Below are 13,940 nucleotides of genomic sequence, written 5' to 3' on the forward strand. Positions count from 1 at the left end.
GGCCCACGAGGTCGTCTTGAAGAACGTGGTGGGAATGATGTTCTGGATCTGCGGCGTGCCCGGCATCGCGTCCATCGTGAACGTGAACGCGCCGAGCGCGATGGTGGCCGGCATCAGCCGCTTCGGGATGTTGCTCTGGCGGAACATCTCGGCCGCGAACGGATAGACGGCGAACACCACCACGAACAGCGACACGCCGCCGTAGGTCAGCAGCGCGCACACGATCACGATCACCGGAATCGCGCGCTCGCGGCCGAGCACGCCGATCACCGCCGACACGATCGAGCGCGACGCGCCCGACAGCTCGACCAGCTTGCCGAACAGCGCGCCGAGCAGGAACACCGGGAAATACAGCTTGATGAAGCCGACCATCTTGTCCATGAACAGGCCGGTGAAGATCGGCGCCGTCATCGACGGGTCGGTGAGCAGCACGGCGCCGAGCGCCGCGATGGGAGCGAACAGGATCACGCTGTAGCCGCGATAGGCGGCCAGCATCAGGAAGCACAGCGCGGCGAGAGCGATGACGACACTCATGAAGGTCTCTTCTGTTTTTCGTTGTGCGCCGGGTGGGGAAACCGGCGGCATGTAGCGGCGCAGCGCACTGCCGCACGATGCGGCGCGCGCTGCGCGATCTCCTCCTGCGGGCGGGGGCCTTACTCGGCCGCGCCGCCGTACGGCACGTCCTTGCGGCCGTAGCGGCGCACGCGCACGTTGGCCTGCTCGCCGTGGCCGGCGAAGCCTTCGAGCGCGCACAGGCGCGACGTGTATTCGCCGATCATCGCCGACGCCTCGTCGGTCAGCACCTTCTGGTACGTGCAGGTCTTGAGGAACTTGCCGACCCACAGGCCGCCCGTGTAGCGCGCCGCCTTCTTGGTCGGCAGCGTGTGGTTGGTGCCGATCGCCTTGTCGCCATAGGCCACGTTGGTGCGCGGGCCGAGGAACAGCGCGCCGTAGTTGGTCATGTTGGCCAGGAAGTAATCCGGGTCCTTGGTCATGACCTGCACGTGCTCGAACGCGATCTGGTTGGCGATCCGAACCATTTCCTCGTCGCTCTCGGCCACGATCACCTCGCCGAACTTCTGCCACGACTGGCGCGCGATGTTGGCGGTGGGGAGAATTTCGAGCAGGCGTTCGACCTCGCGCATGGTGTCGCGCGCAAGTGCCTCGGAGGTGGTCAGCAGGATCGCCGGCGAATCGGGGCCGTGCTCGGCCTGGCCGAGCAGGTCGGTCGCGCAAATTTCGCCGTCCACGCTGTCGTCGGCGATCACCAGCGTTTCGGTGGGGCCGGCGAACAGGTCGATGCCGACGCGGCCGAACAACTGGCGCTTGGCTTCCGCCACGAACGCGTTGCCGGGGCCGACCAGGATATCGACCGGCGCGATGCGCTCGGTGCCGATCGCCATCGCGCCCACCGCCTGAATCCCGCCGAGGCAGTAGATCTCGCTCGCACCGGCCATGTGCTGGGCCGCCACGATCGCCGGCGCGGGCTTGCCGTTGAACGGCGGCGCGCAGGTGATGATGCGCTTGACGCCCGCCACGCGCGCGGTGATCACCGACATGTGCGCCGACGCCAGCAGCGGATACTTGCCGCCCGGCACGTAGCAGCCGGCCGCGTTGACGGGGATGTTGCGGTGGCCGAGCACCACGCCCGGCAGCGTTTCCACCTCGATGTCGCGCATCGATTCGCGCTGATGGCGCGCGAAATTCTCGACCTGCGTTTGGGCGAATTCGATGTCCGAAATATCGCGCTTCGACAGTTGCGACAGGCAATCGTCGATCTCGCGCTGCGTGAGCCGGTAATCCTCGCGATCGAGCTTGTCGAAGCGCACCGACAGGTCGCGCACGGCCGCGTCGCCGCGCGCCTCGATGTCGGCGAGCGTCGCCTCGACGGTTTCACGTACTTCCTTCGCGGCGGACTTGATCACTTCCGCTTCCGCGCCTTGCTTGAGCCAGACAGCCATGGGGCACCTTTAGAGTCAGTTCGAGGGGAATTTGCATACGTATGCAAATCAGGATGCATACGTATGCAATTGCCGCCAATGTACGAGAATCGGCTCGCGCAGGCGAGCTATCGTTAACCCGGAATCGTGGGAAAAACCGGCGCGCGAGCCGCGCCGGCGGGGGCGATCAGGCGACTCGGCCGACCCAGACGCGCCGCCCGTCGCGCGCCTCCAGCCCCGAGGCCGGAAGCCGCGCGGAATCGCGCACGATCAGTTCGCCGGCCACCACTTCCTGCACCGTGGGGGCCTGCGCGTCGGCCAGTTGCTGGAGCACGAGGCGCGCAGCGCGCTCGACCATTTCGTCGAGCGGCTGGCTGTAGGTGGTCAGGCCGAACACCGGCCAGCGGCCCATGTCGATATCGTCGAAACCGACGATCGACACGTCCTCGCCCACCGTCAGCCCGAACTCGGCGCGCGCGACGCTGATCGCGACCAGCGCCATGTGATCGTTCGCGCAGAAGATTGCATCGGGCGGCCGCTTCGCGCCGAGCAGCGCGCGCGCGGCGCGCTCCGCGCCGTCGGCCGAGTAATCGCCGGCCTCCTGCCGGATGCGCTTCACGCCGTGGCGCGCGAGGCCGGCCTTGAAGCCCTCCTCGCGGTCGCGGTTGGTGGACGATTGCGCGAGGCCGGCCAGATAGGCGAAGCGCGCGTGGCCGCCCGCCACCAGGAATTCGGCGAGGCGTTCGGCGCCGTCGCGGTTCTGGCCCGTCACGCTCGAGGCGGCCGTGCTGTCGGTCTTGCGGTTGAACATCACCACGGGCAGGCCGATCTGCAGGCATTCGTCGGCGAAGCGCGACGAGAAGCTGGTCGAGATCAGCACCAGCGCGTCCACGCGATAGCGCAGCACGTCTTCGAGAATGGGATCGGCGCCGGCCCGGGCGTCGGTGGGGAACAGCAGCGCGCGGTAGCCGGCCCGGGCGAACGCGGCGGACAGGCGTTCGAGCGCGCGCTGGTAGAACGGATTGCCGTTGGCGGGCACCACCACGCCGATCACGTTCGAGCGGCGCGTGATCAGCGAGCGCGCCACCAGGTTCGGGCGATAGCCGAGCTGCCCGGCGGCCGCGATCACGCGCTCGCGCGTGGCCGGCGCGACGCTCGCGCCCGGCGTGAACACCCGCGACACCGCCGACTGCGAGACGCCGGCCAGCCGCGCCACCTCGTGCGCGGTCGCCGGACGACGGGGCGAAGTTCCCTCGGCCATACCTGTTGTCACCTTCCGTTTGGCATCCCGCATGACGAATCGCGGACGCCGCGGGGCGCATCCGGTGCCGGCGACAATAATCGACGGCCAGTGAGGCTGTCAAATCGGTGCGGCCCGCCTGTGCGCACGTACCGCCTCGCCGGCCGCGCGAACGCCGTGTTGCGCGGGTCGCGGGTCGCGGGTCGCTCGATTATCCGGCGCGGCCGATCCCGCCGTGACAATCACGAATCAAACGTCCACACATTTGGCACAATTTTTCCGCGCGTTGCCGTCACCATGAGCTGGTGCGAAATGGACAGCAAGCGAGGATGGAATGAGCCATCAAGTCTCCGTGATGTGCTCGGCGCGGAAAATCAACGGGTCGGGCGGACGGCGCAGGGTATTGGTCGTCGACGATTACCTGGACGGCGCGGAAGCGATGGCGCTGTATCTCTCCGTGCTCGGCTTCGACACGCGCTTCGTGACCGATGCGCACGAGGTATATCGGGCCGCCGAAATCCACATGCCGCACATCGTGCTGCTCGATATCCGCATGCCGGGCATGGACGGCTTCGACGTGGCGCGCAACCTGCGCACCTCGCCGCACGCCGGGCCGACCATCATCGTTGCCTATACATCGATGGCCTGGTCCGAAATCGAGGCGCAGGCGCTCAGTGCGGGCTTCGACGGGTACTTTCGCAAGGCAGCCGACATTTCGGTGCTGCTGGCGTTGCTGGCCGGGTATGAAGAAACCGACCACGCCGAGGTCGAGGCCGAGCCCGCGCGGCCCGACACCCGAGCGACGGAGATCAGCGCGTTCGGCCGAAACCTTCAGGCGTAACGGCCGGCCCGGCCCGGCGCGGGATCACGTGATCCACGCCGGCGCATGCGGCAACGCCGCGTTCTGCTCGATATCGTGATTGATCCACAACGTCGCGTGCTCCTGGCGCAGCAACGTGTCGACCTTCTCGATCGAGGCGACCGTGGCGAGCTTGTCGGCATTGAACGACGGCACGCACCGGCAGCGGTAATTGGTGCGGTTGTGCGCGATATCGCCGCTCAACAGCACCGGCCCCGAATCGGGCAGGCGCACCAGCAGCGAACAATGGCCGGGCGTGTGGCCCGGTGTGGACACCATGCGCACCGCCCCGTCGCCGAAGATGTCGTGATCGCCTTCGACGAGCGTGAGCGGGTTGTCGCGCAGCGACGCGTACAACTCGGGCAGGAAACCGAAGCTGCCCGGATCGCCGCCGAACATCGCGTCGTACTCGGCCTTCTGCGCGACCCACCGCGCGCGGCGGAACAGCCCGCAATTGCCGACGTGATCGTAATGCGCGTGCGAGATCGCGAGCCAGCCGATCTCGTCGGGCATCACGCCGAGCTCCGCCAGTTGCGACACCAGCGTGCGGCGCAGCGAGCCGCGAATGCCGTGCGCGATGATGCGCCCGTCCGGTTCGCCGATCAGGTCGTCCTGCGTGCCGGTGTCCCACAACAGCCATTCGCCGCGATGGCGGATCAGGTAGGCGTTGCAACTGAGCGCCATCGGCACGCCGACGTTGACGCCGGGCGAGTAGATCGAGGCATCGTCGACGCGGGCCAGCCCGCCGTCGAGGATGCAGAGCTTGTCCACGCTTGCTGGAAGGTTCATCGAGGATTCCTCAGGATTGCGGGGGTTGCAGGGGTGACAGCGGTTCAGGCCAGCGTCACGCGCAATTCGCCCAGCCCTTCGACCGACGACACCACCACGTCGCCCGGCTTCAGCCATTCGCGCGCGTCGAGCGGCGTCTTCTCGCCCCAGATCACGCCTTCGGGCGTGCCGGTAAACAGAATGTCGCCGGGCTTGATCGTCATGAAGCTCGACACGTAGGCGATGATCTGACGGCAGTTGAAGATCATGTCGCGCGTGGTGCCGTCCTGCTTCTGCCGGCCGTTGACCCAGGTCTGCACGCGCAGCGCATTCGGATCGGGCACGCGCTCGCGCGTCGCGAGCCACGGGCCGACCGGCGCGAAACCGTCCGAGGTCTTGCCCGCCATGAATTGCGTCGTGAGGTTCTGGAGATGACGCGCGCTGATGTCGTTGCCGGTGGCATAGCCGGCCACCACGTCGAGCGCCTCGGCTTCGGGCACGTCGCGGCATTCGCGCCCGAACACGATCACCAGCTCGGTTTCATAGTCGAACTGACGATCGGCCCGGGTCGGCAGGCGCACGCTGCCCTTGTGATGATTGAGCGCGTTGTTGAACTTGCCGAACACGGGCGGCGCCTTCGGCACCGGCGTATTGGTTTCGGCCGCGTGCTGCCGGTAGTTGAAGCCCACGCAGATGATCTTCTCGGGGCGCGTGACCAGCGGCGCGAACGCCAGCGCGGCCGGCTCGACGATGCGGCGCGCATCACTGCGCTGCGCCACGGCGTCGAGCACCGCGCGCACCTCGCCGGCCCGCCCTTCCTGCAACAGCGCATCCATGTCCTGCGGCACCGGCAGCCCGAGCGCGGCGGCGCTCGCCACCAAGTCGAGCACGCCGTGCTCGGTTTCCGCGCCCAGCGTGGGCCGTCCGCCCACCCGCAGGTTGGCGAGCCGAAGCCCCAATCGACCGACGTCCTGATCCCGTTGATCCGTTGTCTGCATGTTTTCTCCTGGCGGTGAGTGCGCGAAGCCGGTATCGGCCCGCATCGATTTGAAGAATATATCTTCTATGGAAGAATTTATCAAGAAATTGGCTCCTTTGGTAGAATTCGCGCCAACGCCAACCACCGGCCTGATGCACGCGGCCGGTTATCCACACAGGGAACGATTGATGCCGAAGCCGGACCTCGACAGCGCCGAACCGGGAGACGAGCTGGCGCTCGTCTTCGGCGCGGCCGTGCGCAAGCTGCGCGATGCGGCCGACATGACGCTGGAGCAGTTGTCGCGGCAATCGGGCGTGAGCCGCGCGATGCTGTCGAAGGTCGAACGCGGCGAGAAAAGCCCGACGATCGGCATCGCCACGCGCATCGCGCACGCGCTCAATACCTCGTTGTCCGAACTGGTCGGCGGCAGCGACGCGCGCGGCAAGGTGGTGATCTCGCGCCGGGCCGCGCGCCCGGTGTTTCGCGATCCGGCCAGCGGCTTCGAGCGGCATATCGTGTCGCCGGCGCCGGGCGGCACGCGGGTCGAGCTGCTGTATCACCATCTGCCGGCGGGCGTCTCGACCGGCGTGCTGCCGGCCTATCCGCTCGGCACCGAAAAGCACGTGACGGTGATCGAGGGCACGCTGGTGGTGGAGATCGACGGCATCGACCATACGCTCGAGCGCGGCGACGCGATGTTCTTCCAGGCCAACGTCGATCACACGTTCAGGAATGCGACCGATGCGCCTTGCGGGTATTTTTTGGTGGTTTCGCGTCAGGCCTGAACGGCCGGCGATTCACGGGTAGCGCTTCCCTCTCGGTGCCTCAGCCTGTCAGCGCCAGCCTCGCACGCGGCGCGAACGACGCGGCAGCTTCGCGGCCGCCCGCCGGTTCCGTCCGGAAGCCGTTCACGATCTCGCGCAGCCGCTGGGTCTGATCTTCGAGCGACAGCGCAGCAGCCGCCGCCTGCTCGACGAGCGCCGCGTTCTGTTGCGTGACGCCGTCCATCTGCGAAATCGCCTGGTTCACCTGCTCGATGCCACGGCTCTGTTCGTGCGAAGCCTCGGCGATCTCGCCGACGATATCGTCCACGCGCACGATCGACTGACGGATTTGCTCCATCGTGTCGCCGTTGCGCACCACCAGTTCGTTGCCCGCCTGCACGCGCTCGACCGATACGCCGATCAGTTCCTTGATCTCCTTCGCGGCCGTGCTGGAGCGCTGCGCCAGCGAACGCACCTCCGAGGCCACCACCGCGAAGCCGCGCCCGTTCTCGCCGGCGCGCGCCGCTTCCACCGCGGCGTTCAACGCCAGGATGTTGGTCTGGAACGCGATGCCCTCGATCACGCCGGTAATGTCCGCGATCCGCACGGCGCTCTCGCTGATGCCGTTCATGGTCCGCATCACCTCGTCCACCAGCCGGCCGCCGCCCAGCGTCACGTCGCGCGCCGTGGACGCCAGTTGCCGCGCCTGCTGCGCGTTGTCGGTGTTGTGCCGGACGGTGGACGTCAGTTCCTCCATGCTCGCGGCGGTTTCCTCCAGCGAGGCCGCCTGCTCCTCGGTGCGTGCCGACAAGTCCTGATTGCCGGCCGCCACTTCGCTGGTGGCCAGCGCAATCGCCTCGCTGCTTTGCAGCAGGTCGCGCATGGTCTGGCGCAGGCGCGCCTGCATGTCGGCGATGCCGGTCAGCAAACGCCCCATTTCGTCGTGCGACGTCGCCGCGATCGGCCGCGTCAGGTCGCCTTGCGCGATGTGGTCGAAATGCGCGAGCGCTTCGCCGAGCGGTCGCGCGATCGCGCGGCGCAGGCTCAGAAAGCTGCCGACGGCGCACAGCAGGCCGAGCGCCAGCGCGGCGAACGTGACGGCGCGCAGCAGCCCGTAGCGGCGCTGCCCGGTTTCGAATTCGTCGCGCGCCTCGCTCACCTGCCACTCGCGCAGCTTCACGCTGCTGTCGTGATATCGGGCGTACAGCGTGTTGTTGTCGAGCGCGGCGCGCATGATGCGCGGGCCGTCCTTCGACAGCAGCGCCTGCGCGAACGCGTCGAGGCCGGTATCCATGGCCGCGCGCTGCGCCAGCAGCTCGCGCGCCAGTTCGGCCTCGTGCGCCGATTGCGGCAGCAACATGTAAGCGTCGAGCGCCTTGCGCGCCATCGCGCGAAACGCCTTCTCGTGCGCGACGGTGTCGCCGATGTTCTGGTCCGACGAGGTATCGATCGCGCCGCGCAGCAGCGCCGTGCGTTCGCGTTGCAGGCTCAGTTCCGCCTCGCCGATGAAGTTCGCGCTCGGCAGCTTGTTCGTATAGGTATCGAGATTGCCGTCGTTGCTGTAGGTCATGCCGGCAATGCCGAACAGGCCAACGGCGAGCAGCAAGGCGGACAGCAGGCCCATCGTCAATGCGAGGCGTGCTTGGATGGAAAGACGCATCACGGTATTCCTTGAAGGCGAATGTCTCGAATCTGGTCACCGGCAGGTCGGGCCGGGTGCGCGAGCGCCGCTGTTCGGGCACGCGCGCTTGGAAATGAAGCCGGGCGTCAATGTAAGCGTTTTGTAGAGGAATGCCTAATATGTACTGGCGCGCATGCCATAAGTTTTCGTTAAGCTCAGGGTTTCCGCATAGGGCGCCTGAATACCCGGCAAGCGCGCCTCGAACGCCATATGCAAAAACCCGTAGCTTAACCAGAACTTATGGCCGGCGACGCAGTTCATATTGAGCCGCGCCAGCGGCGCTCGCTTACATTGACGCTCATTCGATGCGGTGTTCGCAAACATCGAACCATCCCGAAGAGGAGCGGAGACAATGGCAGGACGACGTAGGTTTCTGAAGGAAGCGCTGGCCACCGGCACGGCCGCCGTGTTGGCGAAACCGGGGGCCGGCATCGCGCAGGACAGCACCGCCGCCCGGCCCGGCCCGGCGATCGGCAAACCGTCCGCCGCGCTGGTCGCCGCCGAAACCGAACCGCCCTCGCTCGACGAAGCGCCCGCCACCGACGCGGCGCATGTCGGCAACCCCGGCTCCGACTTCATGGTGGATCTGCTCAGGATCGCCGGCATCGATTACGTGGCCGCGATGCCGGGCTCGACGTTTCGCGGCATCCACGAATCGATCGTCAATTACGCGGGCGATCGGCAGCCGCAATTGATCGTGTGCACGCACGAGGAAGCGTCGGCGGCCATCGCGCACGGCTACGCGAAAGTGGCCGGCAAGCCGATGGCGTGCCTCGTGCACAGCACGGTGGGTTTGCAGCATGCGTCGATGGCGATCTACAACGCATGGTGCGACCGCGTGCCGGTGATGGTGCTGGCCGGCAACATCGCCGACGCGGCCAAGCGGCGGCCCGGCGTGGAGTGGTATCACACCGCGCAGGACCTCGGCGCGCTGGTGCGCGACTACACGAAATACGACGATTACCCGGTGTCGCTCCAGCATTACGCCGAATCGTTCATGCGCGCGCAGGCGATATCGGTCACGCCGCCGATGGCGCCGGTGCTGATCGTGGCGGACGCCGAGCTGCAGGAGCAGGCGATCAGTCATCCTCATGATCTGCGTGTGCCTCCGCTGCGCGTCGTATCGCCGCCCGTGGCGAGCCCCGAGGCGCTGGCCACGGCCGCCGCGATGCTGTGCAACGCGGCCTCGCCGGTGATCGTCGCGGATCGCGCGGTGCGCGACCAGGCGGCGATGGAAACGCTCGTGAAGCTGGCGGAAACGCTGAACGCGCCGGTCGTCGATCTGCTCGCGCGCATGAATTTCCCGACCAACCATTATCTGAATCATTCGTCGCGGCAGGCGCGGCTGCTCGCGCAGGCCGACGTGATTCTCGCGCTAGAAGTGGGCGACGTGTGGTCGCTCACGGCCACGGTGCCCGACACCATCGAACGCCCGGCAAAGCCGCGCGCGAAACCCGGCGCGGCGCCGGCGAACGTGATCAGCATCTCCACCGCCTACCTGTACGGCAAGTCGAACCTGGGGGACGCGGAGCGCTTCTCCGCGCCCACGCTGCCGATCGGCGCCGATGCGCAGGCCTCGCTGCCGGGCCTGCTGCAAGCCGTGCAGGCCGCGCTCACGCCGGCGCAGCGCCAGGCCGCCGCCGCGCGCCGGCCCGCCATGCAGCAAGCGTTCGACACGATGCGCGCCAGCGCGCGCGACGCCGCGACGCGCGGCTGGGACGCCTCTCCGATCAGCACCGCGCGCCTGTCGGCCGAAGTCTGGCAGGCGATCCGTCACGAGGATTGGGCGCTCGTCTCGCCGACCGGCGCGATCAGCCAGTGGCCGCAACGCCTGTGGGATTTCACCAGGACGTACCAGTTCATCGGCGCGGGCGGCGGCTACGGCGTGGGCTACGCCGCGCCAGCCGCCGTGGGCGCGGCCATCGCGCATCGCGACGCGGGGCGCATCGCCGTCAGCATCCAGACAGACGGCGACCTGATGGTGCTGCCCGGCGTGCTGTGGACGGCCGCGCATCACGGCGTGCCGCTGCTGTCGGTGATGCACAACAATCGCGCGTGGCATCAGGAGACCATGCATATCCAGCGCATGTCGAGCCGCCGCGATCGCCACCCCGAGCGCGGCACGATCGGCACCGTGTTGCAGGACCCGCCGATCGACTACGCGGCGATGGCCAGAAGCATGGGCGTCTGGGCCGAAGGCCCGATCGCGAACCCCGCCGATCTCGGCCCGGCGCTGGCGCGCGCGATGGCGGTCGTCAAGCTTGGCAAGCCCGCGTTGCTCGACGTGTTGACCCAACCCCGCTGACGAGGCCGCACGATGATCCGCTTCACCCGCACCAACCTGCGTGCCGCGATGGCGATGGTCATTCCGTTCGCCGTTGCGCTCGCCTGCCTGATGCCCGGCGTATCGTCGGCGGCCGGCGATGCCGACGCCGACGTCCCGGCCGGCCGCGCGCTGTTCATGAAGAACGGTTGCTACGAATGCCACGGGATCGTCGGGCAAGGCAGCATCTCGACGGGGCCGGCGCTCGCGCCGCACCCGCTGCCGCTCGCGGCGATGCAGGCCTACGTGCACGCGCCGGCCGGGCAGATGCCGCCGTTCAGCGAGAAGATCCTCTCGAACGCCGACATCGCGCGCATTCACGCCTACCTCGCTTCGATTCCGGCAAACCCGGCGGCGGCCGATATCGCGTTGCTGAACGACGGCGCGCCATCCACGCGTGTGGCGGCCAACGCGGCAACCAGCAGCGCGGGCGCCGGCCACGGCGCGTCGCTCTACGCCGCGAATTGCGCCGGCTGCCACGGCGGGCAAGGCCAGGGCGGCGTGGGGCCGAAGCTTGCCGGCATCGGCGCGCGGCTCTCGCTCGACGGCGTGGCCGCGCGCATCCGCGAGCCGTCCGGCATCATGCCGAAGCTGTATCCGAAGCCGCTCGATGCGAACGACGTGCGGGAGGTGGCAGGCTATGTGTTGTCGCTGGATTAGGGCAGCGCATGCACATCCAGCGCACGGCGGTTGGAATCGTAGATGTTGTCGCCGGCCACGTGGTGTGGATTCCGAAGATTCTCCACCCACTCGCGCGTCGACATGGTGGCCGCGTAAGCCGATTCCATGATGATGGTGACGATCCGATGCATCTCCTCGGCGCTCGCGTGGCCGGCCTTGTTCCGGTACGGCAGCGAGCCAGCCGCATCGGGCAGGAATTCCACGCGGTAGCCCTTGTGCATCGCCTCGCGCATGGTGGCGTCGTTGCAGTTGTGCGTCATGTAGCCGACCACGGTCAGCGTATCGATCGCGTAGTCGGCCAGCCAGTCTTCAAACCCGGCCGCCGAAAACACGCTCGGCAGGGTCTTGTCGACGACCCAATCGTGCGGGCGCCGCGCCACCGTGGCGTGCAGTTCAACGCCCGCGCTACCCTCGGCGAAAATCGGCGCGCCGGCCGGCAGCACATGCCTGACAAGCACGACGGGCACGCCGTTCAGGTTGGCCGCATCGATCGCGGAGGCGATGTTCGACAACGACGATTCGACCGGTGGATAGGCGACCCGGAAATTGCCGTCGACATATTCGTTCTGCACGTCGATGACGATCAACGCGCGGCGGGGTGCGGCTTCGGACATGATGCGACCTTCGAAGAAAGCCGTCGGCGAGCGACGGCGGTTGAATGACGAGCCGGCCCATGGCCGGCCTGCCTGCTACAACGCGACAACCTGCAACACCGCCTCGGCGAACGCCTGCGGCGCTTCCTGCGGCAAGTTGTGGCCGATGCCGCCCTTGACCTCGCGATGCCGGTACTTGCCGGTGAACTGCTTCGCATAGGCCGCCGGCGGCTGATGCGGCGCGCCGTTCGCGTCGCCCTCCAGCGTGATGGCGGGCACGGCGATCGCCGGCGCGCGGGCAAGCTGCTGCTCCAGCGCGTCGTACCGTGGCTCGCCCTGCGCCAACCCCAATCGCCAGCGATAGTTGTGGATCACGATGGCGACGTGATCGGGATTGTCGAACGCCTCGGCCGTGCGCAGGAACGTGGCGTCGTCGAACCGGAATTGCGGCGAGGCCCGCTGCCACACCAGCTTGTTGAAACCGTTGCGATCGCCGGCATAGCCGGCCGCGCCGCGTTCCGTTGCGAAGTAGTACTGAAACCACGCCTGCAGTTCGAGCTGCGGCGGCAGCGGCTTGCGGTTTGCGGCCTGGCTGGAAATCAGGTAGCCGCTGGCCGACACCAGCGCGCGGCAACGCTCGGGCCATAGCGCGGCGACGATGTTGGCCGCGCGGCCGCCCCAGTCGAACCCGGCCAGCACCGCACGCTCGATCTTCAGCGCGTCCATCAGCGCGATCAGGTCCGCCGCGAACACCGCTTGCTGGCCGTTGCGCGGCGCATCGTCGGCCACGATGCGCGTCGAGCCGTAACCGCGCAGGTAAGGCACGATCACGCGGAAGCCGGCCGAGGCCAGGATCGGCGTCACCTCGGCGAAGCTGTGGATGTCGTGCGGCCAGCCGTGCAGCAGGATCGCGACCGGCCCGTCGGCCGGGCCGGCCTCGGCATAGCCGATGCTCAATCCGTTGGCCTCGACCTGGCGGATCGGGCCGAACGAAGCGGCGGCCACCGCCGCCCGGCCGGGCGGCCAGGCGTAGCGCGACGAGGCCTGCGCCGGGGCCGCGCCGGCCAGCCCCAGCAGCGGCAGCGCGGCCAGCGCCGAGCCGCCGCCCAACAACCGGCGGCGCCGGTGATCGAGTGAAGAGGTCATGGCCACGCTCAAAGCTTCGACAGATCCGGGTTCAGGCCGCGCACCGGGCTCACGCTTTCGAGCAGCGCGGCCAGATGCAGGAGCGTCGATTCGGCCAGCCACGGCCCCACCAGCTGCACACCGATCGGCAAGCCATCGCTGCTCGTGCCGAAGCGCATCGACAGGCCCGGCAGCCCCGTCACGCTGAACGGCGCGGTGGTGTGCATCACGTGCAGCGACGACACGCTCTGGCCGTTGATGACGAACTCCGCCGCATCGTGGCCGTGTCCGGCCACCGGCGTCACCGGGCAGATCAATGCATCGTAGTACTGAAAATATTGGGCAAAACCATCGCGCAGCGCCTCGGCTTGCTGCTCGGCCGCGACGAAATCGGCGATCGGCGTGTCCGGCGTGTCGTACACGCCCTGCACGTGCTTGAAGATCTTGTCTTCGTGGCCGGCGGTTTCCTTGCGGAACGCGGGCTTGGTTTCCATCGCCTGCAGCTTCCAGAGCACATCGAGCGCATCGACCTGCTCCAGCACCGGAATGCCGACCGGCTCGACGATCGCGCCGGCCGCCTTCAGCGCCTCGGCCGCCGCCTGCACGGTCTTGCCGACCTCGTTGTCCACCGGGCCGAAATAGCCCTGATCCACCAGCCAGCCCACCCGGATCGGCCGGCCGAGGCCCGCGCCCACCCCGGCGTCGAGCGCCAGCGGGCTGGTCGAGAAGCCGTCCGCGCCGTCGGGGCCGGCCAGCAGCGAGTAGGCCAGCGCGACGTCGCGCACGGTGCGCGCCATCGGGCCGACGTGCCAGAAGCGGCGCGGCACGCGCGGCCACAGGCCGGTCATCGGAATCCGACCGTGGCTGGCCTTGAGGCCGACGATGCCGGTCAGCGCCGCCGGGCCGCGCACCGAAATCGCCACGTCGCTGCCGATCCCGATCGGCGACATGCCCGCCGCGATCGCGGCCGATTCGCCGCCGCTGGAG

At 68.1% G+C, this 13,940-nt stretch carries 13 protein-coding genes and 1 pseudogene; 4 read left to right on the plus strand and 10 right to left on the minus strand.

Annotated features, from left to right (window positions below; all coding sequences use genetic code 11):
* From ACYP33_RS14840 to ACYP33_RS14850, 3 genes and pseudogenes are all read right to left on the minus strand, one after another.
* Positions 1-534, minus strand: a pseudogene (locus tag ACYP33_RS14840) (GntP family permease); the annotation flags it as partial.
* Between the two features lie 119 nt (positions 535-653).
* Positions 654-1,961 (minus strand): histidinol dehydrogenase, encoded by a 1,308-nt coding sequence (gene hisD, locus ACYP33_RS14845; protein ID WP_414447177.1) that lies wholly within the window; start codon positions 1,959-1,961, stop codon positions 654-656.
* 166 nt (positions 1,962-2,127) lie between these two features.
* Positions 2,128-3,201 (minus strand): LacI family DNA-binding transcriptional regulator, encoded by a 1,074-nt coding sequence (locus ACYP33_RS14850; protein ID WP_459622608.1) that lies wholly within the window; start codon positions 3,199-3,201, stop codon positions 2,128-2,130.
* A 313-nt stretch (positions 3,202-3,514) separates the two neighbouring features.
* Between ACYP33_RS14850 and ACYP33_RS14855 the strand changes: the two genes are divergently transcribed.
* Positions 3,515-4,021, plus strand: coding sequence for a response regulator (locus ACYP33_RS14855; protein WP_459622610.1), 507 nt, complete (start codon positions 3,515-3,517; stop codon positions 4,019-4,021).
* A 24-nt stretch (positions 4,022-4,045) separates the two neighbouring features.
* Here ACYP33_RS14855 and ACYP33_RS14860 read toward each other — a convergent pair whose 3' ends face one another.
* Positions 4,046-4,828 carry an N-acyl homoserine lactonase family protein gene (locus ACYP33_RS14860; RefSeq protein ID WP_459622612.1) on the minus strand — a complete coding sequence of 261 codons (783 nt, stop codon included), beginning with the start codon at positions 4,826-4,828 and terminating at the stop codon, positions 4,046-4,048.
* Positions 4,829-4,872: 44 nt separating this feature from the next.
* Positions 4,873-5,805: a fumarylacetoacetate hydrolase family protein gene (locus tag ACYP33_RS14865; protein ID WP_459622614.1), complete on the minus strand. Its 933-nt coding sequence runs from the start codon at positions 5,803-5,805 to the stop codon at positions 4,873-4,875.
* 169 nt (positions 5,806-5,974) lie between these two features.
* Here ACYP33_RS14865 and ACYP33_RS14870 point away from each other — a divergent pair, with 169 nt between their 5' ends.
* Positions 5,975-6,571 carry a helix-turn-helix domain-containing protein gene (locus ACYP33_RS14870; protein WP_414447172.1) on the plus strand — a complete coding sequence of 199 codons (597 nt, stop codon included), beginning with the start codon at positions 5,975-5,977 and terminating at the stop codon, positions 6,569-6,571.
* A 40-nt stretch (positions 6,572-6,611) separates the two neighbouring features.
* On the opposite strand, the gene ACYP33_RS14875 is transcribed toward ACYP33_RS14870, so the two are convergent.
* Together ACYP33_RS14875 and ACYP33_RS14880 are read right to left on the minus strand one after the other, a co-directional pair.
* A complete protein-coding gene (locus tag ACYP33_RS14875) occupies positions 6,612-8,210 on the minus strand; it encodes a methyl-accepting chemotaxis protein (protein ID WP_459622616.1) in 1,599 nt (532 codons plus the stop codon).
* A gap of 135 nt (positions 8,211-8,345) precedes the next feature.
* Positions 8,346-8,555, minus strand: coding sequence for a hypothetical protein (locus ACYP33_RS14880; protein WP_459622618.1), 210 nt, complete (start codon positions 8,553-8,555; stop codon positions 8,346-8,348).
* A gap of 28 nt (positions 8,556-8,583) precedes the next feature.
* Between ACYP33_RS14880 and ACYP33_RS14885 the strand changes: the two genes are divergently transcribed.
* Positions 8,584-10,536, plus strand: coding sequence for a thiamine pyrophosphate-binding protein (locus ACYP33_RS14885; RefSeq protein ID WP_459622620.1), 1,953 nt, complete (start codon positions 8,584-8,586; stop codon positions 10,534-10,536).
* Between the two features lie 12 nt (positions 10,537-10,548).
* Entirely contained in the window at positions 10,549-11,214 is a 666-nt protein-coding gene (locus tag ACYP33_RS14890) for a c-type cytochrome (RefSeq protein WP_459622622.1), read from the plus strand.
* Here the strand turns inward: ACYP33_RS14890 and ACYP33_RS14895 are convergent.
* The 3 genes from ACYP33_RS14895 to ACYP33_RS14905 form a co-directional block, all read right to left on the minus strand.
* The gene (locus ACYP33_RS14895; protein WP_459622624.1) at positions 11,211-11,849 is read right to left on the minus strand and encodes a cysteine hydrolase family protein; all 639 of its coding nucleotides are present in this window, start codon (positions 11,847-11,849) and stop codon (positions 11,211-11,213) included. The genes ACYP33_RS14890 and ACYP33_RS14895 overlap by 4 nt on opposite strands.
* A 75-nt stretch (positions 11,850-11,924) precedes the next feature.
* The gene (locus tag ACYP33_RS14900) at positions 11,925-12,974 is read right to left on the minus strand and encodes an alpha/beta fold hydrolase (RefSeq protein WP_459622626.1); all 1,050 of its coding nucleotides are present in this window, start codon (positions 12,972-12,974) and stop codon (positions 11,925-11,927) included.
* An 8-nt stretch (positions 12,975-12,982) separates the two neighbouring features.
* The coding region (locus ACYP33_RS14905; protein ID WP_459622628.1) for an amidase at positions 12,983-13,940 on the minus strand (958 nt) is incomplete at its 5' end.

The sequence above is a fragment of the Burkholderia sp. 3C genome (assembly GCF_054589155.1).

What these genes read in the sequence shown, in the direction of transcription:
- ACYP33_RS14900 (WP_459622626.1), bottom strand. Translation starts at nt 12,974, where the DNA reads ATGACCTCTTCACTCGATCACCGGCGCCGCCGGTTGTTGGGCGGCGGC.
- ACYP33_RS14895 (WP_459622624.1), bottom strand. Translation starts at nt 11,849, where the DNA reads ATGTCCGAAGCCGCACCCCGCCGCGCGTTGATCGTCATCGACGTGCAG.
- ACYP33_RS14870 (WP_414447172.1), top strand. Translation starts at nt 5,975, where the DNA reads ATGCCGAAGCCGGACCTCGACAGCGCCGAACCGGGAGACGAGCTGGCG.
- ACYP33_RS14880 (WP_459622618.1), bottom strand. Translation starts at nt 8,555, where the DNA reads ATGTTTGCGAACACCGCATCGAATGAGCGTCAATGTAAGCGAGCGCCG.
- hisD (WP_414447177.1), bottom strand. Translation starts at nt 1,961, where the DNA reads ATGGCTGTCTGGCTCAAGCAAGGCGCGGAAGCGGAAGTGATCAAGTCC.
- ACYP33_RS14865 (WP_459622614.1), bottom strand. Translation starts at nt 5,805, where the DNA reads ATGCAGACAACGGATCAACGGGATCAGGACGTCGGTCGATTGGGGCTT.
- ACYP33_RS14890 (WP_459622622.1), top strand. Translation starts at nt 10,549, where the DNA reads ATGATCCGCTTCACCCGCACCAACCTGCGTGCCGCGATGGCGATGGTC.
- ACYP33_RS14875 (WP_459622616.1), bottom strand. Translation starts at nt 8,210, where the DNA reads ATGCGTCTTTCCATCCAAGCACGCCTCGCATTGACGATGGGCCTGCTG.
- ACYP33_RS14885 (WP_459622620.1), top strand. Translation starts at nt 8,584, where the DNA reads ATGGCAGGACGACGTAGGTTTCTGAAGGAAGCGCTGGCCACCGGCACG.
- ACYP33_RS14855 (WP_459622610.1), top strand. Translation starts at nt 3,515, where the DNA reads ATGAGCCATCAAGTCTCCGTGATGTGCTCGGCGCGGAAAATCAACGGG.
- ACYP33_RS14860 (WP_459622612.1), bottom strand. Translation starts at nt 4,828, where the DNA reads ATGAACCTTCCAGCAAGCGTGGACAAGCTCTGCATCCTCGACGGCGGG.
- ACYP33_RS14850 (WP_459622608.1), bottom strand. Translation starts at nt 3,201, where the DNA reads ATGGCCGAGGGAACTTCGCCCCGTCGTCCGGCGACCGCGCACGAGGTG.